Source organism: Pseudomonas sp. F007 (assembly GCF_057814275.1).
The window spans coordinates 452,924-473,492 of the sequence record NZ_JBVATA010000001.1 but is presented as its reverse complement, the minus strand read 5'-3'; the positions used below and the strand labels follow the sequence as shown (position 1 = coordinate 473,492).

Annotated in this window: 13 protein-coding genes and 1 pseudogene; 6 read left to right on the top strand and 8 right to left on the bottom strand. The window is 63.1% G+C overall.

Annotated features, from left to right (window positions below; translation table 11 throughout):
- Nucleotides 1-236: 236 nt before the first annotated feature.
- Nucleotides 237-6,173: a hypothetical protein gene (locus ACZYR5_RS02335; protein WP_489088086.1), complete on the top strand. Its 5,937-nt coding sequence runs from the start codon at nt 237-239 to the stop codon at nt 6,171-6,173.
- A gap of 101 nt (nt 6,174-6,274) precedes the next feature.
- Here ACZYR5_RS02335 and ACZYR5_RS02330 read toward each other — a convergent pair whose 3' ends face one another.
- Nucleotides 6,275-7,798: a fumarate hydratase gene (locus ACZYR5_RS02330; protein WP_027619787.1), complete on the bottom strand. Its 1,524-nt coding sequence runs from the start codon at nt 7,796-7,798 to the stop codon at nt 6,275-6,277.
- Between the two features lie 313 nt (nt 7,799-8,111).
- On the opposite strand from ACZYR5_RS02330, the gene ACZYR5_RS02325 reads away from it, so the two are divergent.
- The 3 genes from ACZYR5_RS02325 to ACZYR5_RS02315 are packed head-to-tail and all read left to right on the top strand — an operon-like array spanning nt 8,112 to nt 10,924.
- On the top strand, nt 8,112-9,218 hold the full coding sequence (locus ACZYR5_RS02325; protein ID WP_489088087.1) for a GGDEF domain-containing protein: 1,107 nt from the start codon (nt 8,112-8,114) through the stop codon (nt 9,216-9,218).
- Nucleotides 9,211-10,146: an iron-sulfur-binding ferredoxin reductase gene (locus ACZYR5_RS02320; RefSeq protein ID WP_489088088.1), complete on the top strand. Its 936-nt coding sequence runs from the start codon at nt 9,211-9,213 to the stop codon at nt 10,144-10,146. The genes ACZYR5_RS02325 and ACZYR5_RS02320 overlap by 8 nt, the downstream gene beginning before the upstream one ends.
- A 28-nt stretch (nt 10,147-10,174) precedes the next feature.
- Nucleotides 10,175-10,924 (top strand): enoyl-CoA hydratase, encoded by a 750-nt coding sequence (locus ACZYR5_RS02315; protein WP_489088089.1) that lies wholly within the window; start codon nt 10,175-10,177, stop codon nt 10,922-10,924.
- Nucleotides 10,925-11,129: 205 nt separating this feature from the next.
- Here ACZYR5_RS02315 and pyk read toward each other — a convergent pair whose 3' ends face one another.
- Complete coding sequence (pyk, locus tag ACZYR5_RS02310) at nt 11,130-12,581, bottom strand: pyruvate kinase (RefSeq protein ID WP_489088090.1); 1,452 nt, start codon at nt 12,579-12,581, stop codon at nt 11,130-11,132.
- 156 nt (nt 12,582-12,737) lie between these two features.
- Between pyk and ACZYR5_RS02305 the strand changes: the two genes are divergently transcribed.
- Both ACZYR5_RS02305 and ACZYR5_RS02300 read left to right on the top strand, forming a co-directional pair.
- The gene (locus tag ACZYR5_RS02305; protein ID WP_489088091.1) at nt 12,738-13,109 is read left to right on the top strand and encodes a tetratricopeptide repeat protein; all 372 of its coding nucleotides are present in this window, start codon (nt 12,738-12,740) and stop codon (nt 13,107-13,109) included.
- A 221-nt stretch (nt 13,110-13,330) separates the two neighbouring features.
- The gene (locus ACZYR5_RS02300; RefSeq protein ID WP_489088092.1) at nt 13,331-13,690 is read left to right on the top strand and encodes a PilZ domain-containing protein; all 360 of its coding nucleotides are present in this window, start codon (nt 13,331-13,333) and stop codon (nt 13,688-13,690) included.
- An 11-nt stretch (nt 13,691-13,701) separates the two neighbouring features.
- Here the strand turns inward: ACZYR5_RS02300 and ACZYR5_RS02295 are convergent, their stop codons facing one another.
- From ACZYR5_RS02295 to ACZYR5_RS02270, 6 genes and pseudogenes are all read right to left on the bottom strand, one after another.
- Nucleotides 13,702-15,033, bottom strand: coding sequence for a DUF58 domain-containing protein (locus tag ACZYR5_RS02295; RefSeq protein ID WP_489088093.1), 1,332 nt, complete (start codon nt 15,031-15,033; stop codon nt 13,702-13,704).
- A gap of 16 nt (nt 15,034-15,049) precedes the next feature.
- A pseudogene (locus ACZYR5_RS02290) lies at nt 15,050-16,041 on the bottom strand (AAA family ATPase); the annotation flags it as partial.
- Between the two features lie 6 nt (nt 16,042-16,047).
- Nucleotides 16,048-17,208: a DUF4350 domain-containing protein gene (locus ACZYR5_RS02285; RefSeq protein ID WP_489088094.1), complete on the bottom strand. Its 1,161-nt coding sequence runs from the start codon at nt 17,206-17,208 to the stop codon at nt 16,048-16,050.
- The gene (locus ACZYR5_RS02280) at nt 17,205-18,740 is read right to left on the bottom strand and encodes a DUF4129 domain-containing protein (RefSeq protein WP_489088095.1); all 1,536 of its coding nucleotides are present in this window, start codon (nt 18,738-18,740) and stop codon (nt 17,205-17,207) included. The genes ACZYR5_RS02285 and ACZYR5_RS02280 overlap by 4 nt, the downstream gene beginning before the upstream one ends.
- Complete coding sequence (locus ACZYR5_RS02275; protein WP_489088096.1) at nt 18,727-19,707, bottom strand: stage II sporulation protein M; 981 nt, start codon at nt 19,705-19,707, stop codon at nt 18,727-18,729. Before ACZYR5_RS02275 ends, ACZYR5_RS02280 begins: the two co-directional genes overlap by 14 nt.
- Nucleotides 19,704-20,429 carry an RDD family protein gene (locus ACZYR5_RS02270; RefSeq protein ID WP_489088097.1) on the bottom strand — a complete coding sequence of 242 codons (726 nt, stop codon included), beginning with the start codon at nt 20,427-20,429 and terminating at the stop codon, nt 19,704-19,706. The genes ACZYR5_RS02275 and ACZYR5_RS02270 overlap by 4 nt, the downstream gene beginning before the upstream one ends.
- Nucleotides 20,430-20,569 lie beyond the last annotated feature (140 nt).

Here is a 20,569-nt window from a genome sequence, read left to right as displayed (position 1 = left end):
TGGGTGAGCTGTCCGTAGCGATGAGCGCGTTAATCAAACCATTGTTTTCGGCGGTCATTTCATTGTTTCTCCTGCCATAAAGGTTGGGCATAAGTTATGCCCGGCAGGGTCAAACTAGCGGTAAGTCGGTGGTGCGTAACCTGGCAGATTTGATAGGTGGTCGAACAGTTGTGGTTCGCGTTAGAAGTTGGGGCGAGAAGCACCGGCAGAAAGTCGGGCAATGGAGTGCCAAGACAATGACAAGCGATAATGAATCCCTGTTAGATGATATTTCACCGCTTTGGGAGTTGCTCACACCTCCCTTGATAACGGCGCCGACGGCCTCAGTCGTCAGTCGCCGATTCAATGTTCATGCCGTTGTGCCGGCAGCGCTGCACAACAAATGGAATCTGGATTTTTTTCGGGCCAGTGACGATAGATTCATCAAGAGATACAGCGGTGGCTGGGGTGCTTTATTTATTGAGTTCGTCGTGCCCGATGAACTCCCGCTGGGAGAGAATATCTATTTCAAGATTCAATACCAGACGACGCTGTATAGCCGCTGGGCCACAAGCCGAACGTTCAAGATTGACCAGGCGCCCCTGCAGATCACTCATCCTGTGCAGAACGCAACCCTGGATTTCGGCGCTGCGTTTTCCGGAGTCAATGGCTACATCGGACCTGGGTCCAGGGTGTCGTTGCAGCAGGCTGGCGGGCATGAATGGGCTTACGCGATTCCGGGCGCCGATGGGCGCTGGACTTCATCGCCACTGGCCATGGGCGTAGGGCCGCAGGAACTGTACGTTCGAATCGAAAGGGGCAGCGAGTATTCTGCGTACCTGCACCGCAAGTTTTTCATCAAACCCCTCGCGCCGCGGATCAGCCATCCCATGCAGGACGGCATCCTCGAGTCGGGCTCGTCACTGTCCGGTACCCAGGGTTACTCCGGCGCCGGTTCCATTGTGACGTTGCAGGAATATGGCGGTCATGAATGGGCTCGCGCGACCCCAAACACCAACGGCGCGTGGACCTCGACACCCCTGCCTCGAAGTATCGCAGGGCGCAAGACGCTTTATGTTCGGGTTGATGTTGGCAGCCATCACTCCGAGTATGTGACTCGAGATTTTTCCGTCAAGCCACCTCTACCCGCCATTCTGGGCCCCACCGGGCCGACAGGTCAGCGCCCTGCATTCAATGGGTCGGGATACGAAGGCGCCACGGTGGAAATTGTCCAGCAGAACCACGCAACCCCGGTCCTGGCGACAGCGACGGTGCGCAACGGCGTGTGGAATGCTGTGCTCGGCACCGGCAGCCAGGATCTGCCACCGGGGCCTTACGTCCTCTCCGCCCGTCAACGCTTTGATGGCGTGTGGTCCAACTGGCTCAACCCGCCGTTCCAGATATCCGTGCAACCTCCCAGGCCATCGATCAGCGCGCTGACAAACCCTGGAGGTGCGAGACAGCCATTGACCATTACCGGTGTTTTCAACGGCACCGTCACCCTTGAACTGTTCCATGAAGCGGGCGGCAAAGTAGCCGGCACTTTCAGCTCTGCGGGTGTCACGCGGCTTTTCACACCCACTGCTGACTGGGCACCAGGTACCCATAGTGTCCGTGTCACACAGACCGTCAACGGTGTTGCCTCCGAGCGCAGCGAGGTGCGCGCCTTTGCGGTCAAGCCGCCAAGACCGGCGATCACTCAGCCAGCAAGTCCGGCGCCGCCGAAACAGGCCTTGACCATTACCGGCGTGTTTTCCGGCACCGTCACCCTCGAAATGATCAATGAAACGGGCGGCAGAATAGCCGGCAGTTTCAGCCCTGCGGGCGTGACCCGTACGTTCACCCCAGTTGCTGATTGGGCACCAGGCACCAACCGAGTTCGCGTCATCCAGACCGTCAACGGTGTTGCCTCCGAGCCCAGCGAAGTGCGCGCATTCGCGGTCAAGCCGCCAAGACCGACGATCACGCAGCCGACCAGTCCGGTGCCGCCGAAACAGGCCTTGACCATTACCGGCGTGTTTTCCGGCACCGTCACCCTTCAAGTGATCAATGAAACGGGCGGCAGCGTTGCCGGCAGTTACGGCCCTGCGGGCGTGACCCGTATTTTCACCCCGGCTGCTGACTGGGCGCCTGGCACCAACAGAGTCCGCGTCATACAGACCGTCAACGGTGTTTCTTCCGATACCAGCGATACCCGGACGTTCGCCGTCAAACCGTCGAAACCGGCAATCACTCAACCACCCAGCCCGGCAGCACCCAATCAGGTCTTGGGCATTACCGATGTCGTTACCGGTATCGTTTCCGGTAGCGTCGTCCTGCAAATGCTGGATGACGACGGGAGGTATTTAGCTGGCACCTTCAGCGGCTCCGGAACAACTCGTACCTTCACACCAACGGCACATTGGGCGCCTGGAACTCATAAGGTCAAAGTCACCCAGAGCGCCAACGCCGTAGTGTCCGAACCCAGCGATGCACGGACGTTCACGGTCAAACCGTCGAAGCCGGCAATCACCCAGCCGCCCAGCCCGGCAGCACCAAAGGAGGTGCTGACCATTACCGGGGTCTCTTCGGGCACCGTCACCCTGCAGATGCTCAATGAGGCGGGCAACACAGTGGCTGGCACGTTCAGCACCACCGGTATTTCCCGTACCTTCACACCCACAGCCGAGTGGGCGCGAGGCATTCAGAAAATACAGGTCAAACAGAGCGTCGGTGGTGTCGTCTCCGATCCCAGCGACTGGTGCATTTTCAGTACCCAGCCGCTCAAGCTGACCATCGTTCCTCCCGTCCGTGTGGCTGAGCCGAGAGAGCCGCTGGCGGTGGTCGGCGTCCATGAAAAAGCGACCGCTTTGCAAATGCGCTACGACGTTTCAAACACCTTGATCCCCGGACGCTTCAGTGGCGCTGGCGGTGAGCGTCTGTTCACCCCTGAGCGGAACTGGCAACCGGTGAGCAACAGGGTCATCGCCGTGCAGGTTGTCAACGGTGTGACCTCGGAGCCAAGCGACCCCTGTTCGTTTGCGGCCAAGGCGCAAAAGCCGGTGATCGTTGAGCCAATCGACGCCTTGTGGCCGGATCAGCCTCTGACCATTATCGACGTTTATCCCCATTCCCCCTCGGTACAACTGGACATGTACAACGAGGCGCACTACAGGGTGAAAGGCGTCTTCAGCCACGAGGGAGCAGAGCGCACGTTCACCCCGACTGCAGGCTGGACGCCCGGACGCCATAGACTCAGGGTCATACAGAGTGTCGGTGGCGTGGTGTCCGACCCAAGCGACTGGTGCGAGTTCACGACCCAGCCATTCAGATTGAGGGTCTTGCCGGTGATCGGTGTCGCCGAGCCGCGACAGTCCCTGAGCATTGTCGATATTGCCGAAGGCGCATCCGAGGTAAAGATGCGCGATGACGCTTCGAATGATCTGTTACCTGGGCGCTTCAGTGGTACTGGAGGAGAACGCCAGTTCACTCCGGACCAGGACTGGTCGCCGCTGAGCAACAGCGTGATTGCGCTGCAGGTGGTCAACGGCGTCGCGCTGCCGCCGAGCGAACCCTGTGTGTTTGTGGCGAAGGCCGCCCAGCCGGCGATCAGCAAGCCGACGGAAGCCTTGTTGCCGAACCAGTCGTTGACCATCACCGGCGTGTACGCCGATTCCCTGTCGGTACAACTGGAGCTCCAAACCAAGGCGAACATCCGGGTGCCCGGGACTTTCAGCCCCGAAGGGGCGACGCGTACCTTCACCCCGAGCCTGGGCTGGGTGCCGGGCAGCCATACGGTCAAAGTCCTGCAGAGCGTTGGCAACGTGGCTTCCGACCCCAGCGATCTCTGCCTGTTTAGTGTGATGGCCTTCAATCCCGCGATTATCAATCCCGTGCACTCCCTGACGCCCGATGAGGCCTTGACCATCACCGGCGTCTATGACGGCGACGCCACAGCCCTGCAGATGTTCGATGAGCAGGGCCGGGAGGTCGATGGCACGTTCAGTGCCGCGGGGACGACTCGCACCTTCGCGCCATCAACCCATTGGACGCCTGGTATCCAGTCGGTCCTGGTGATTCAAACCGTCAATGGCGTGGTGTGTAATCCCAGTGAACTCTGCACTTTCAGGGTCAAGCCAGGCCGGCTGGCCATCTCGTCCCCCGCAGATCCGGCGACGCCGATGCAGGTGCTCAGGTTGACGGGGGTCTACAGCGGTAGCGCAGCATTGTCCCTGCAGTTGCGCAACGACAAAAACCAGCCGGTGGACGGTGTGTTCGCCTCTGACGGTGAGCTCTACCACTTCACGCCGGCAATCGGTTGGGCACCCGGCAGTCACACCGTCAAGGCCACGCAGACCGTGGGCAGCGTCCCCTCCGACCCCAGTGAGCCCTGTACGTTCTTTGTCGTGGTGGAGGAGCAACCCGAGGCACCGTACTTCGAATTACCGCAGGCAAGTACCAGAACTTCTACTCGACCGGTCATCCGGGTGCGCGGGCTGCCGGGGGCGACGATCACCGTGCGGTTGAAGGATGCCCAGGTGCTGCACTCGGCATCGGCCGATGGCGAGGGGCTGCTGGTTTTCTCGCCTCAGACGTCCCTGGACCCAGGGAACCAAACCCTCGAAGCCAGCCAGCAAGCCAGCGGCCCGGTGTCCAGTTGGAGTGATCCCCACGAGTTCTTCGTCAAGGCGCCGCCGAAAAAGCCGCAGATCGATGCGCCGATAGGAGACTCCCGTGTGACGCCTGCTTTCACGCTGCGGGGCAAGGGTGAAACGAGGGGCGAGATCGAGATTCGTCATGACAATCTTCCCGACAATCGGATCATCAGTATCAACGGGTTGAGCAATTGGCGCTGGACGGCGAGCCCGCCATGGGACGCGGGCAAGTATCGTGTCCAGGTGCGACAGGTGGACGATGGCGACAGCTCCGAGTGGTCTGATCCACGGGCTTTCGAGGTGGTCGAATCGCGCTTCCTGATCGGTACCACCAGCGCGGTGGTCGCCCAGCCGTTGGTGAGCAATCACGAGAGCGTGCTGTTGCGGATGCAGGTGGTGGATGCTGCAACATTGGCGGGTGTGGAAGGGCTCGAAGTGGATTGGCGGGTCCTGGGCAATCAAGGCGAGGAGGGGAAATCGATCAGTGGGCCCGAGGGCTGGGTCGAGCACCGCTTCACCCCGGACGCTCCTGGCGAGTACGAGGTCGTGGCGGGCCTCATCGGCGACGATGAGGAGGCTGAACACTGCGCAGTGTTTGACGTGACGGCACTGGAAAAAAATCTCTGGGCGCCAGTGGTCGAGTTGTATCTGGAGGGTGAAAAGGTCGACCTGGCGTTGGGAGACCTTCAACTCCAGCGAGGCAGGACTTATGAGTTGATGCTCAAGGTCAATCCAGGCAGTTCGCTGTTGGGCACCGATATCACCCTGGAGGACCTGGCAGATGCGCGCAATTGCGGGCTGCAATGTGATCCGCCGTTGGGCACGGCGCAAAAGGTTGAAGGCGCAGCGGTGCGGTGGACGATCAGCTCATCATTTGGCTGCGGCAGTTACTTCGGCCTGAAATTGAGCCACCCGCTGATGCCGGACTGGTTGTTGCCGGGGCGACTGCTGGCCAATGATCTGGCTGACGATGTGCGGGTGGGCCTCGACCGATACACCGTGGCCTTCGGCGCATCGGCGTTCCTCTGCCATGGGACGAAGCACACATTGACCCTCAAGCCGACGTTCGGCAGCCAACTGATTGGCAAGAAGGTCACTCTGGACTGGCTGGGCGATGCCGCAGCGGATCTGGGGATGGTCGTGGTCCCCAGTCCTGCTACGCCGCAGACAATGCACGCCACAGATGGCGTGAGCTGGACGTTCGACACCCTCGACAGTCGCCGTGACGGGACGTTTGCCGTGCAGTTGAATGTGCAGGAAAGCGGCGTGCGCTCTCTGCCGCTGATCTTCAGCCTGGCGCATAACTGGACCCGGGTGATTGATATCGACGGACCGTGGGAACAGCGACCTGCGGGTGATCTCAGGTACGGGGTGCGCCTGGTGTCGTTTCACACGACTCAACCGGTCGCCGGCCGGCCGGTAAGGATCGAGATCGGCGCGAGGGAGCCGGAGGTGGGTGTCACCGATGCCGAGGGTTGGTTGTATGTGACTTACGAGGCCGGTGAATCTGCGGTGCTGAAGCCCATCAGCCCCTATCGAGACATGGATCCGGGCTCGTAAAGGCTGCTTCACTGCCCTTGTGGTGGGGCAGGGTCCAATAAGCAAAAAAGCCGCGCGGTGACGATCACCGCGCGGCTTTTTGTTGCATCGACGGTGGGTGCTTACTGCACTTCTACCGCCAGGCTTTCACTGATTTTCTGCTGCCAGATGGCTGGGCCGGTGATGTGCACCGACTCGCCCTTGCTGTCCACCGCAACGGTGACCGGCATGTCCTTGACGTCGAACTCGTAGATCGCTTCCATGCCCAGTTCGGCAAAAGCGACCACGCGCGATTTCTTGATCGCTTGCGCCACCAGGTAAGCCGCGCCGCCGACTGCCATCAGGTAGACCGCCTTGTGGTCCTTGATCGCGTCGATTGCGGTCGGGCCGCGCTCGGATTTGCCGATCATGCCCAGCAGGCCTGTTTGCTCGAGGATCTGGCGGGTGAACTTGTCCATCCGCGTCGCGGTAGTCGGACCCGCAGGGCCAACCACTTCTTCGCGCACCGGATCAACCGGGCCGACGTAGTAGATGAAGCGACCCTTGAGGTCTACCGGCAGGGTTTCGCCCTTGTTCAGCATCTCGACCATGCGCTTGTGCGCGGCGTCGCGACCGGTGAGCATTTTGCCGTTGAGCAGGACGGTTTCGCCCGGCTGCCAGCTCTGCACTTCTTCCGGGGTCAGGGTGTCGAGGTTGACGCGGCGAGCCGACGGGCCAGCTTCCCAGACGATTTCCGGGTAGGCGTCCAGCGACGGTGCTTCCAGTTCGGCCGGGCCGGAACCGTCGAGCACGAAGTGTGCGTGACGAGTGGCGGCGCAGTTCGGGATCATGCACACCGGCAGGGAGGCGGCATGGGTCGGGTAATCCATGATCTTGACGTCGAGCACGGTGGTCAGGCCACCCAGGCCCTGGGCGCCGATGCCCAGTTGGTTGACCTTGTCGAACAGCTCCAGGCGGATCTCTTCGATACGGTTCTGCGGGCCGCGTGCCTTGAGTTCGTGGATGTCGATGGACTCCATCAACACTTCCTTGGCCATCACCGCGGCTTTCTCGGCGGTGCCGCCGATGCCGATGCCCAGCATGCCCGGCGGGCACCAGCCAGCGCCCATGGTCGGAACGGTCTTGAGCACCCAGTCGACGATCGAGTCGGACGGGTTGAGCATGGCCATTTTCGACTTGTTCTCGGAACCGCCGCCCTTGGCAGCCACGTCGACTTCCACGGTGTTGCCCGGGACGATCGAGTAGTGGATGACGGCCGGGGTGTTGTCCTTGGTGTTCTTGCGAGCACCCGCCGGGTCGGCAAGGATGGACGCACGCAGGACGTTTTCCGGCAGGTTGTAGGCGCGACGCACGCCCTCGTTGATCATGTCGTCCAGGCTCATGGTCGCGCCATCCCAGCGCACGTCCATGCCCACACGCACGAACACGGTGACGATGCCGGTGTCCTGGCAGATCGGGCGGTGGCCGGTGGCACACATGCGCGAGTTGATCAGGATCTGGGCGATCGAATCGCGGGCTGCCGGCGATTCTTCGCGCAGGTAGGCCTCGTGCATCGCCTGGATGAAGTCCACGGGGTGGTAGTAGGAAATGAACTGCAGGGCGTCAGCAACGCTCTGAATCAGGTCGTCTTGCTTGATCACGGTCATGAGTCGCGCTCCTCTAAAAGACGGGAACATTTAATAAAGGTGTCTGCAGTGGGGTGCATCGGTCGGCTGCAAACACCTTTCAAGGCACGCCGGGATTGCTGGCGCGACGCTAAAAAGGCGCGGCAGTATACCTCGCCTCGTCGCCGGGTACATCCGCCGGCAGTCAAACGAAGGTCGCATACCTGCTCCAGGCCGACTGCGGGCAACCCCACAAAATTAGGATGGTGATTTTTGAGTAGCAACACTAAAGTGGCACCAGGCCTTTAGGGTAGGAAACTCTTGTCAGCCCCCTCTCTGCACGGTGAGTCAACGATTGACCCATAACGCGATCCAGAATCTATTGCTCAAACGCTTTATTCTGGCGACAGGCACCTATGCGCTGGCGATCCTTTTGCTGTGGCTGGCGATTCTCACCGGTCACTTCCAGGGTTCGGTCAGAGGCGCAATGATCGGCACCGCGCTGGTAATGCTCAGCCAATCGGTGTTGTTCGCGATTTTCTACACCGGCTGCAACCTGCGCTTCGCCGATCCCAGCCTGACTCAACTGCAGGTGCTGCTGGGGATTGGCTGGCAGACCTGGCTGATCGCCCACCTCGATTCCGCCCGTGGCGCCTTCCTGGTGTTTTACGTGCTGATCCTGTTGTTCGGCCTGTTCCATCTGCCGCGCCGGGCCTTTGTTCGTAGCGCAGCCCTGGTGTTTTTCAGCTTTGCCGCGCTCAACCTCTGGGAGGGCTACCACTTTCAGCTGGCTGACCCGGCGCTGGCGGCGCTGCAGGTCTGCGTGTTGTTTATCGTGCTGGTGTGGCTGGCGTTGTACGCCAGTTACGTGCAGGCTTCGCGTCTGCGCATGCGCCAGCGCCGGTTTGCCTTGCAGGCTCATCAGGACACACTGCGCGGGATGATGCGGCAACTTGAGGATCTGGTGGCGACCGATGAACTGACCGGTTTGTTCAACCGCCGGCATTTCCTGCGCCTGGCCTCCCGTGAATTGCACAGCCTGGACGCGGGCATGGTGCATGGCCTGGCCCTGATTGACCTGGACCATTTCAAACGCATCAATGATGTCCATGGCCACGCCGCAGGCGACCAAGTGCTGCAGGCCTTTGCGGGCGTCGCCAGCGCCTGTTTGCGCGAAGGCGATGTATTGGCCCGCTATGGCGGTGAGGAATTCGTATTGCTGTTACCCGATTGCGACGCCGAGCGCCTGACAGCCTGCTGCGAGCGCCTGCGTCTGGCCTTTGTCGATGTCGAGCTGATCGGCCTGAGCGTGCGCGGCCTGAGTCTGTCGGCGGGCATGACCCTGCTCCACGAAGGTGATGACCTGGATCACGCCCTGCACCGTGCCGACCAGGCGCTGTACCGCGCCAAGCGCGATGGCCGCAACCGGTGCGCCGCGGCCTGGGAAAACGTCGATGCCTGAGCTGATTGCCGGTGAGCGGCGCTGGACGGCAACGGCCGGCAGCAACCTGCTCGATGCTCTGAACCGCAATGGTCTGAACGTGCCTTACAGCTGCCGCGCGGGCAGTTGTCACGCGTGCCTGGTGCAGTGCCTGCGCGGGGAGGTCAGTGACCGTCGACCGGATGCCCTGACGGCCGAACAGCGCCAGCAGGGGTGGCGCCTGGCCTGTCAGTGCGAGGTCGTGGGCGACCTGCAAGTGGCGGTGTTCGATCCGTTGCGTGATGGTTCACCGGCGGTGGTCGAGGCCGCCGACTGGTTGAGTCCGTCGGTGCTGCGCCTGCGTCTGCAGCCGGAGCGGCCGCTGCGCTATCAGGCCGGCCAGCACCTGGTGCTGTGGGCGGGCCAGGTGGCGCGGCCTTATTCGCTGGCGAGCCTGCCCGAGGAAGACCGCTTTCTCGAGTTCCACCTCGATTGCCGCCTGACGGGCGCCTTCAGCGACGCCGCACGCCAGTTGAAGATCGGTGATCCGATCCGTCTCGGCGAGCTGCGTGGCGGCGCCTTGCATTACGATCCCGACTGGCAACAGCGGCCACTCTGGCTGCTGGCTTCGGGCACGGGCCTGGCGCCACTGTTCGGCGTGTTGCGCGAGGCGCTGCGCCAGGATCATCAGGGGCCGATCCGGGTGATTCACCTGGCCCATGACAGCGCCGGGCATTACCTGGCGAAACCCTTGGCGGCCCTGGCCGGAAATCGCCCCAATCTGACCGTCGAGTTGCTCACCGCGGCCGAGCTGGCAGCGGCTTTGGCGCAATTGCGCCTTGTTTCCCGGCAAACCCTGGCCTTACTCTGCGGGCACCCTGACAGTGTCGATGCCTTCGCCCGGCGCCTGTACCTGGCGGGGCTGCCGCGCAACCAACTGCTGGCCGACGTGTTCCTGCCCCGCGGTTGAGCGCTGACTTTCTTTCAAGAGACTCACCATGACCGACGCCATACTGCTGGAGCGCGAGCGCGGGCTGCTGACCTTGCGCCTGAACCGCCCGGACAAGAAAAACGCCCTGACCCGTGCGATGTACAGCCAACTGGGCGAGGCCCTGCAGCAGGCTGACAATGACCCCGAGATCAACGCGATCCTGATCACCGGCAGCGCCGAATGCTTTACCGCCGGCAACGACATTGCCGACTTCGTCCAGGAACCGCCGAGCGATCTCGACAGCCCGGTGTTCCGTTTCATGCGCAGCCTGCTGGAGTGCCGCAAGCCGGTGATCGCCGGTGTGGCGGGTGCGGCCGTGGGCATTGGTACGACGATGCTGTTGCATTGCGACCTGGTCTACATCAGTACCGACGCAAAATTGCGCATGCCCTTCGTCAACCTCGGGCTGTGCCCGGAGTTCGGCTCCAGCCTGATCCTCCCGCGCTTGCTCGGTCAGGCCAAGGCGGCCGAGTTGCTGCTGCTCGGTGAAGCTTTCAGCGGTGAGCAGGCCGCCGCCTGGGGCATTGCCACCCAGGTCCTGGACAGCGGCGAAGCAGCCCTGGCCAAAGCCCGGGAAGTGGCGTTGCGCTTCGAAACCCTGGCCCCGGAAGCGGTGCGTATCAGCAAGCAATTGATGAAGGCGCCGGATCAGGAACTGCTGCGCAAGGTGGTCGAGGAGGAGGGCAAGCTGTTCACCCAGCGCCTGCGCTCGCCGGAAGCGATTGCGGCGTTGACCGGGTTTATCAAGCGGCATTGAATCTTCAGCGCTCCTACCGGCGTCTTCGCCGGCAAGCCGGCTCCTACAAAATCTGCGGCTGATCACAAGAACTGTTGTCACCGCAAATTCCCTGTAGGAGCTGGCTTGCCAGCGAAGAGGCCGGTGCGGACAGCCTGATTTATAGGGCAGAAAAAAAAAGCCCCGACACTCACATGCCGGGGCTTTGGTTTTTTCAGCGTGACACTCAGACCTGCGGATCACCCACGTGCAGAATCTTCATGCCGTTGGTGCCGCCGGTGGTGTGGAAGCTGTCGCCCTTGGTCAGGATGACCCAGTCGCCTTTTTCCACGACGCCACGCTTGACCAGTTCGTCGATCGCCTTCTGGCTGACTTCGTTCGGAGCCAGCGAAGCCGGGTCGAACGGCACGGTGTACACGCCACGGAACATCGCCGCGCGGGCCTGGGCTTCGCGGTGCGGGGTGAAGGCGTAGATCGGCACCGAGGAACGGATACGCGACATGATCAGCGGGGTATAGCCACTTTCGGTCAGGGCGATGATCGCTTTCACGCCCGGGAAGTGGTTGGCGGTGTACATAGTGGCCAAGGCGATGCTTTCGTCGCAACGCTCGAACTCTTTGCCGATGCGGTGGCTGGAGGTCTTGCTGGTCGGGTGCTTCTCCGCGCCAACGCAGATTCGCGCCATGGCCTGCACGGCTTCCAGAGGGTACTGGCCGGCAGCCGATTCGGCCGACAGCATCACGGCGTCGGTGTAGTCTAGCACGGCGTTGGCCACGTCGGACACTTCGGCACGGGTCGGCATCGGGTTCTGGATCATCGACTCCATCATCTGGGTCGCAACGATCACGGCCTTGTTGTGGCGGCGCGCGTGCAGGATGATTTTCTTCTGGATGCCGACCAGCTCGGCGTCGCCGATTTCCACGCCGAGGTCGCCACGGGCAACCATCACCGCGTCGGACGCCTTGATCAGGCCGTCCAGGGTTTCGTCATCGGCCACGGCTTCGGCGCGTTCGATCTTCGCCACCAGCCAGGCGGTACCGCCGGCTTCGTCGCGCAGTTGACGGGCGTATTCCATGTCGGCGGCATCGCGCGGGAAGGACACGGCGAGGTAGTCGACTTCCATTTCTGCGGCGAGCTTGATGTCGGCCTTGTCTTTTTCAGTCAGGGCTGGAGCGGTCAGGCCACCGCCGCGACGGTTGATGCCTTTGTGGTCCGACAACGGGCCGCCGATGGTCACGGTGCAGTGCAGTTCGGTGGCGGTGGCGGTGTCGACACGCATCACCACGCGGCCGTCGTCGAGCAGCAGTTCGTCGCCGACGCCGCAGTCTTTCACCAGGTCCGGGTAGTCGATACCGACCACTTGCTGGTTGCCTTCGGTCAGCGGATGGCTGGTGGAGAAGGTGAATTGATCACCGATCTTCAGCTCGATCTTCTTGTTGGCGAATTTGGCGATACGGATTTTCGGGCCTTGCAGGTCACCCAGCAGGGCGACGAAACGGCCGTGCTTGGCGGCGAGGTCACGGACCAGTTTGGCGCGAGCCTTGTGCTCATCAGGGGTGCCGTGGGAGAAGTTCAGACGGGCGACGTCCAGGCCAGCCAGAATCAGCTGTTCGAGAACTTCCGGCGAGTTACTGGCCGGGCCAAGGGTAGCGACGATTTTGGTACGACGGACGGACATGCAAAGACTCCTGAGTTCAAGCGCTGAGTGAGGCTACTATGCTGCGCAGATGTAGTCATTGTTCGTTTGCACTACTTATCGGTTTCTTTATTGAACACGCCGCACTGAAGATTTTCGCCCACGGGTCGATACAGCTTTCAAGACAGGAGAACCCTCATGCGATTCGTGCTTTTAGCTGGCCTGGCCCTGAGTGTCGTGGGCTGCACCCGTTGGTCGATGGACCATCACCTGAACACCGCCTATCGGGCCTACGACGCCGGCAACTGCGAGCGGGTGATGCTCGAACTGTCCCAGGTCGATCGCACCAGTCGGTCGCGCCGCTACGTCCAGCCCGAGGTGTCAATGTTGCGTGGCCAGTGCCTGGAGCGCCAGAAACTCTACGTCGATGCGGCCCAGACCTATCAGTTCATCATCGCCCAATACCCGAACAACGAGTACGCCTACCGCGCCCGTGCCCGCCTGGAAACCTTGCAGTCGCTGGGCTGGTATCCGCCACGCAGCGCCAGGAGCAGTCCCGCGGGGCTGTAATGGTGATTATCATTCAATGACTGGCCGTGTCGGCGTCATGAGCTAATATTCGACTGAAGCGTTTCCCTGAAACGTCGGTGTTACCCGTGTGCGGCAGCCGTAGCGCGAGCGCCAGTCAAGGCCATTCGCACCGCAAGCGGGGACAGCGAGCCGCTACTGTCGGCTCGTTGCGAAGCAGTAGTGCGACCCTGCTGAAGGGCCTTGGCAAAGCGATTTTCGATATGTTCACAGAACGCCGGATAGAGCGGCACCAACTGCCGTATTTTCTCAAAGTCTTCAATAGCATCACGGACAAACCCATCGGCTTTATCGGCAACGTCTCCGAGGACGGCCTGATGCTCATCAGTCACCTGCCGATGATGGTGGGCGCAGTTTTTGACTTGCGCCTGAAGATCCCGGCCAGCGACTACATCTCCCAGGTGATCGACCTGCGCGCCTGCTGCCAGTGGTGCCATGAAGACGCCACGCCCCATCATTACGACGCCGGATTCATCCTGCAGGAGGCGCCGCCGGAATACGCACAGTTGGTGAGTGCCCTGCAGCAGTACTTCAGTTTTTATCCCGCGGCGGCCTCGGCCTAGCCGTTCGCTCGCTACAGCACGCCAGCCTTTTTCCAGCTCAGGTAGCGGTTCACCAGTTGCGTGCCCAGCTCGGCTGGGCGGGTGTCGAGCAGGGGAATGCCGTGGGCCGCCAGGTGTTCGTGGTGTTCGTTGCGGGCGTTCAGGTAGTCCAGGGTGCCGCAGTAGGCCAGGGCTTCGTCCAGGGTCTGCACCGGCGCCTGGCGCAGTTGGTCGAGTACTTCTTCACGCAGGCTGGCCACCAGCACCCGGTGCTGCTTGCCCAGGCGCTGGACGGCGGCGAGCAGGGTCTGGTCGTCTTCGTCGCGCAGGTTGGTGACCAGCACCACCAGCGCCCGGCGTTTCTGCCGGGCCAGCAGTTGGCTGGCTGCGGCCTGATAGTCGGCAGGTTTGCGGCTGCTGTCCAGGTCGTAGACGCCGTTGAGCAGCACATTCAGTTGACCGCTGCCCTTGACCGGAGGCAGGTAGCGCGACTGCTCGCCGGCGAAGGTCATCAGGCCCACCGCATCGCCCTGGCGCAGGGCGATGTAACTGAGCAACAGGCAGGCATTGAGCGCATGGTCGAAGTGCGACAACTCGCCGTCCTGGCTGCGCATGTGCCGGCCGCAGTCGAGCATGAAAATGATCTGCTGGTCGCGCTCGTCCTGGTACTCCCGGGCAATCGGCGTGCGTTGCCGGGCCGTGGCTTTCCAGTCGATCTGGCGCAGGCTGTCGCCCTCGCGAAACTCGCGCAATTGATGAAATTCCAGGCCCAGGCCACGCCGTTGGCGCTGGCGCACTCCCAACTGACTGACCCAACTGTCGACCGCCAGCAACTGCGCGCCGTACAGGTGCGCGAAGTCCGGGTAGACACGGGTGCTGTCGCTGACCTGCAGGTAGCGCCGTGCCGTCCACAAACCCAGTTGTCCGGGCAGGTTGACTTCGCATTGAGTAAAGCTGAAGTGTCCGCGGCGCAAGGGGCGCAGGCGGTAGCTGAACTGACTGGACTGGCCCGGTTGCAACTCCAGTGAGTGTGGCAGTTGCTCGAAGCTCAAACCGTCGGGGACGTGGTCGAACAGCTCGATGCTCAGGGGTTGGCGGTAGTCGTGCTGCACGCTGATCTGCACATCGCTCCAGCGTCCCAGCGCCAGGCTGCCCGGCAGCCGCCGCTCGATGCGTGGCGACGGGCGGCGCAGCAGGCGCGCTGCGTCGAGCAGCGCCAGGATCAGCAGCGCCAGCAGCAGCGCCCAGTTGAGCGCTTGCAGGTTTGGTCCCAGGTCGATACCCAGGGCCCTGAGTGATCCCTGCACGATACTCAGGCCGAGCAGCGCGACCAGCCAGATCAGCAGCAGGCGCGTAGGTTTCATGGCGCGATGCTCCCGGTCACAACCTGGGGACCGGAATCTGCTCGAGCATCTGCCTGAGCACCTGATCGACGTCGTAGCCCTCGATGTCCAGCTCCGGTGCAATCCGCACCCGATGGCGCAGCACCGCCAGGGCACAGCCCTTGAGGTCGTCGGGGGTCACGAATTCGCCGCCGCGCAACAGCGCTCGCGCCCGGGCGACTCGCACCAGGGCGATCGAGGCGCGCGGTCCGGCGCCCAGGATCAGGCCGGGCCAGGTACGTGTGGTGCGGGCCAGGCGCACGGCGTAGTCGAGCACCTGCTCATCCAGCGGCAGTTCACTGGCGATCCGTTGCAGGGCGAGGATGTCCTTGGCTTGCAGCAGCGTGCGCAGCGGCTGCACGTCGAGCATGTCGGCGCGGGTCGAGCGGCTGACCTGGCGCACCATCTCCAGCTCCTGCTCGGCATCCGGGTAATCCATGCGCACCTTGAGCATGAAACGATCGAGCTCGGCCTCCGGCAGCGGGTAAGTGCCTTCCTGTTCGATCGGGTTCTGCGTGGCCAGGACCATGAACGGCTGGGCGATGGGCAGGGCCCGACCTTCCAGGGTGACCTGGCGTTCCTGCATGGCTTCGAGCAGGGCGGCCTGGGTCTTGGCCGGCGCGCGGTTGATTTCGTCGGCCAGGAGCAGATGGGTGAACAGCGGGCCCTTGCGCAGCTTGAACTGCTCGGTCTGCAGGTCGTAGACCGCATGCCCGGTGACATCGCTGGGCATCAGGTCGGGGGTGAACTGAATGCGCGCGAACTCGCCGCCGAAGCAGCGGGCCAGGGCGCGCACCAGCAGGGTCTTGCCCAGGCCCGGGACGCCTTCAAGCAGCACATGGCCGCCGGCAATCAGGGCACTCAATACATCATCGATGACGCTGCCCTGGCCGATCACCGCCTTGTTCAGTTCAAGGCGCACGGCTTGCGCCAGTTGGCTGGCGCGTTGCCGTTGCTGGGCGGCGCGGGAGTTGTCCGGGGGGACGAAGGATTCGCTCATAAGGCATTCCTGAGGTTCTGCAGGTGGGCGACCTGACGGCTGAATTGGCTGCTCGACAAGCGGTGTTTGCCAGGCGGGCCGAGGGCCTGGGCGATGCTCTCGGGGGCGTGCCCGGTCAAGCGCGCGAGCACTTGCGATTGTTCGGCCGGGTCGAGTTGATCGAGCGCGGGATGACGTTGCCGGGCGCGTCGCAGCAGGTCGTGCTGCAGACCCTGCAACAGGCTCTGCTGGCCGGCACGGCGGAGCAGGAAATCGGCGCTGGCGCGCACATGCTCCTGCAATTGCCGCCGGGCTTTTGCCGGGGCAGGTTGCAGCGGCCCGTGACGCCAACCGACGTGCCACAGCCATAGGCCGAGCAGTGCGTCAAGGGCCACCAGGGCCTGGGGGAAGTAGCGCAACAGGAGGCCCAGCAGGTTGTCGTGATCGACGTCGAACAGCAGCGTGACGTCAGTGTCGGCGTACAGGTACCAGAGCAGCCAGGCGTTGTCGTACTGGCCGATCGCGTTGTTCTTCCACAGTTCGGCGTCGGTGACCACAGTGACCGAACCCTCGCCCCAGGGCAGTTGCATCAGGTGCGTGGCCAGGGCGCTGTTGGCCCAGGCCTGGGCCAGGTCTTGCGGGTCCTCCAGATGAAACTGCGGGTCGAAGCTGGCGTAGGCCGGCGCCTGTTCGTCTTCCAGATAGAGTTTGGTCAGGTTCGGATAGCGGTCCTGCGCCGCGTCGGCCGGCACGTCCTTGAGGTCTTTGGTCATGAACTGCTGTAGGTGCACGCGGTCCAGCAGCAGGTCCTGGCTGCTGGCGGTCTGCTCATTCCACAGCGCCTGGGCGACAAACAGCAAGCGCCCGCCGGCATGGGCCCAGGCCAGCACCTGGTCGACCTGGGCCGGGGTCATGTTGTCCCGTTCGCCCAGCAGCAACAGGCCGTGCTGGCGCGGTTGAATCCGCGGCAGGCTATCGAGGCTGTTGACGTGCTCCACGCTCAAGCCTTGCTCGCGCAAGAAACGTTCGGCCGCCAGGTACGGGTTGTTCAGCGCCTCGGGGGCGGGACCATGCTCAATGGTGTCCTGATAGGGCCTGGCGTGCAGGTACAGGTACAGCGCCAACGCGCAGAGCAGCCCGCCGATCAAGGCGCCGAGCACCGCCAGGCGTCGACTCATCGCCGTGCTCCCGGCTCGAACAGCGCGCGCCAGCCCTGGCAGAGTTGCTGTTGCAGCGCCGCCGGCGGCAGGCGATGACCGTAGGCCATGTTTTGCCAATGCAGGGTCAGGCTCTGACTGAAGCGCTGCAGCTCAGGTTGCCCGAGGCGTTCGACCTGTGCCAGCACCTGGGCTTCGGTGTCGGCGCTGGTCAGGGGCAGTTCGAAGTCGTGCAGCAGGCGGCTGAACAGTGCCCGATAGAGCAGGCCGAGGGCCTGGCGAGGATGTTCCCGCCAGAGGGCTTCGACCTGGCTGGCGACGTCCTCGGGCAGACTCTCGCGGTCGAGATCGAGGCCAAACAGCTGCGCCGAGGAGGACGGGCTGGCGGGGGGCTGAATGGGTCTGCGACGACTGACAAAGGTCTGCAGCCACGCGCGGTAGTGCCAGCTCAACAAGGCGATCAGACCGCAGAGGGTGGTCCACAGCAGCACTTCAATGACCTGCGCGAGACCGCCGAAACGCTGGCTGTCGAACAGTCCGAACAGGGTCTTCAGCCACCCGGGGAGCTTGCCGTTGTGTCCCGCGTCATCCGCCTCGTCGCTGAAACGATAGCGGGTGACGGTCTCGGTATTCTTGAACGGCGGGGCGTCGAGCAAGGCGTTGATGCCCTGGCGCGCGGCCTCGCTGGTCAGGGGTTGCTGGAGCAGGCGTGGCGATTCGGGGGCATCGGCCTCGCTGGCGAAAGCCCCTTGTGGGGCGGGTAGGGACAACAGCCCGAGCACCAGCAGTGCGCCGACCACACCGCTCAGGCGCTGGCGCAGGCGGCGAAACTGCAGTTCGATGTCCCAGGCTTCCAGCACCGTGCGGCGGTTCAGGTACAGGCTGAAACCGCAAGCCACGTAGACCGGGCCCCAGACGATCAGCACCAGCGCGTAGAACAGATTGATCAGGTGCTCGAGCCAGAGCCAGTCCTGTTCGCTGGCGTCGATCAGCGTCTGCCAGTCCCAATCCAGTTCGATCTGCGTGGGCAGGAACAGGTAGAACAGGCTCATGCAGCCCAGCCACAGGCTGGTTTCCAGCGCTGCGCCGAGGATGGTCAGCCAACGCGCGGCGTCGCCATCGCGTTGCTGCAGGACCGCCAGGCGTTGCTGGCGTGCTTGCCCGCCAAGGCCCTCGAGTTGCAGCACTGGCAGGCAGAAACTGCGGCTCAGGCTCAGGCGCCGCCAGGTCAGGCTGGCGAGCAGTTGCGGTCTGAGCAGGCGCGGCCACTGGCGCAGCGCCTGACGCAGACTAGGAGTCTGGCCGAACAGGGCGCCGGAGAGGATGTACAGCGGCAGTCGTTCGAACGCTGGTTTCAGCCACCAGAACAGCAGCATGGCGATGCCCGGGGAATCCCACAGCAGCACGCTCAGCAGGGCGAACACCGACAGGGTGACCAGCGCCCAGCTGCCCATCAGCAGGCGGCGATGACGCTGGCACAGCAGTACGCCCAGGTCGATGGCTTCCCAGCTGCTGCGGGGACGGATTACCACGCTGGCGTCATTCAGGCGCATGGCGGGTCTTGCCGACGGAAATCAGATAGAACGCCACCAGGCCCCACAGGGCGGCTCCCACCAGGTATTTGCCCAGAGGGGCGGTGCCCGTGCGCGATGACCAATAAGCTTCAATAAAAGCGGCGATCAACAGCATCAGCATGACCCCGCACATCAGTAGCACGCTTTTGCGCGCAGCCAGGCGCAACGCTGCACCGCGGGCCAGGCGGCCCGGCGCGATCAATGCCCATCCCAATTGCAGCCCGGCAGCCCCGGCAATGGCAATCGCACTGAGTTCGAAAGCGCCATGGCCGATGACGAACGACCAGAAGTTTTCGCCAACGCCGATGCGCGTCAGGTGGCCGGCGATGGCGCCGATCAGCAGGCCGTTGAACACCAGGAAAAACACGCTGCCAAGGCCCAGCAACAGGCCGCTGGCGAAGGTCTGAAAAGCAATGCCGGTGTTGTGCATGATGTAGTAGCCGAACATCACCCAGTCATCGCTGGCGGCCCGTTCCATGTCGCGCCCCAGGTGGCCGGCGGCGGGATCGTACATGCCCTGCATCTCGCTCACCTGTTCTACTGACAGCAGGCTGTAGACCAGCTCCGGAAACAGGTAGACCAGCAGCGCCATGCCCAGCAACGCAGCAAGAAACAACAGCCCCGCCACCAGCAGGAAGGGCCAGGATTCACGCACCAGGCGCGGGAAATCGGCGAGGACAAAGGCCAGCAGTTGAGCGCCTGCCCGGCTGCGCTGACGGTACAGCACCTGGTGGCCGCGCAGTGCCAGTTGTTGCAGGGGATCGACCAGATAGCTGCTGTACCCGCGCTCCTGCGCCAGTGCCAGATGCTGGCACAGCCGCCGGTAATCGCGGGGGAATGCGCGCGCCTGCTCGGCACTCGCCTTGCCGCGTTCCAGCAGATCAAGGTCGCGGGTAAAGGCCTGCCATTGCGCCTGATGGCGGCTCTCGAACTGGCTCTGTTTCATTCGGGCCCCCGCAAGCCACTGGCAATACCATTGAGTTCGGCGATCGCCTGCTGCGGGTTGACACCCAGCGGTTCGGCCAGCAACGCGGCGAGTTCCTGCACCCGTTCGCTGGAGAGTTGCGCCTGACGCTCGGCAAAACTCGACACCGCGCGTTGTTCGCTCAAGCTCAGGCTGAAGGGCGCGCGCAAGGCAGGGGCCGCCGGCAGTTGCGGGCGCCTGATGGCCTGGTCGCGATAGATCACCAGGGTGCCGGCGGCGATGTCGCCCAGGCGTTTGAAGGTCGGGTGCTGCAGGCAACTGAGGGCGCCGAGGCTGTAGCCGAAGGGCAGCATGTCGACGAAACGCAGCAGATTGCGGATCAGCGAGGCGGACCAGCCAATGGGCGTTCCGTCGTCCTGTACCACCCGCAAGCCCATCAGTTGCTTGCCGGGCGAGCGGCCCTGATTGAGCACCTCGAACAGCACCATGTACCACCAGCTCAGCACAAACAGCAGCACCGAGCCCAGGCCCACGCCGATCTTGCCGAGGAAGGCGAGCACGACCAACAGCAGTCCCAGGACTACGGCGCGCAGCCCCAGGTCGATGGCAAATGCCAGGGCACGCGGCAGCAACCCGGCCGGCCGCAACGGCAGGTCGATGCCTTCTGGCGTTTCGACCTGGTAGTGCGTATCCAGTGGCGCGGGCAGCGGTGCTTTCCTTGGCGGTGCTGAAGTCTGAGTCATGGGCAGCCTGGTGAAAGGGCCTGAGCATCACGTACGTAAGGCCGATGCTAGCAGTGTTCGGCCGGGGGCAACGACAAATCTGTGCGGGCTCGTATAACAGCATGACTGGTCTAGACCCGGCATGAGCGCCTAGACTTCGC

Bases quoted from the DNA above. Each gene is read 5' to 3' on its own strand.
- ACZYR5_RS02280 (WP_489088095.1), bottom strand. From the start codon at position 18,740: ATGCGCCTGAATGACGCCAGCGTGGTAATCCGTCCCCGCAGCAGCTGG.
- ACZYR5_RS02300 (WP_489088092.1), top strand. From the start codon at position 13,331: ATGTTCACAGAACGCCGGATAGAGCGGCACCAACTGCCGTATTTTCTC.
- ACZYR5_RS02335 (WP_489088086.1), top strand. From the start codon at position 237: ATGACAAGCGATAATGAATCCCTGTTAGATGATATTTCACCGCTTTGG.
- ACZYR5_RS02330 (WP_027619787.1), bottom strand. From the start codon at position 7,798: ATGACCGTGATCAAGCAAGACGACCTGATTCAGAGCGTTGCTGACGCC.
- pyk (WP_489088090.1), bottom strand. From the start codon at position 12,581: ATGTCCGTCCGTCGTACCAAAATCGTCGCTACCCTTGGCCCGGCCAGT.
- ACZYR5_RS02275 (WP_489088096.1), bottom strand. From the start codon at position 19,707: ATGAAACAGAGCCAGTTCGAGAGCCGCCATCAGGCGCAATGGCAGGCC.
- ACZYR5_RS02295 (WP_489088093.1), bottom strand. From the start codon at position 15,033: ATGAAACCTACGCGCCTGCTGCTGATCTGGCTGGTCGCGCTGCTCGGC.
- ACZYR5_RS02270 (WP_489088097.1), bottom strand. From the start codon at position 20,429: ATGACTCAGACTTCAGCACCGCCAAGGAAAGCACCGCTGCCCGCGCCA.
- ACZYR5_RS02305 (WP_489088091.1), top strand. From the start codon at position 12,738: ATGCGATTCGTGCTTTTAGCTGGCCTGGCCCTGAGTGTCGTGGGCTGC.
- ACZYR5_RS02320 (WP_489088088.1), top strand. From the start codon at position 9,211: ATGCCTGAGCTGATTGCCGGTGAGCGGCGCTGGACGGCAACGGCCGGC.
- ACZYR5_RS02285 (WP_489088094.1), bottom strand. From the start codon at position 17,208: ATGAGTCGACGCCTGGCGGTGCTCGGCGCCTTGATCGGCGGGCTGCTC.
- ACZYR5_RS02315 (WP_489088089.1), top strand. From the start codon at position 10,175: ATGACCGACGCCATACTGCTGGAGCGCGAGCGCGGGCTGCTGACCTTG.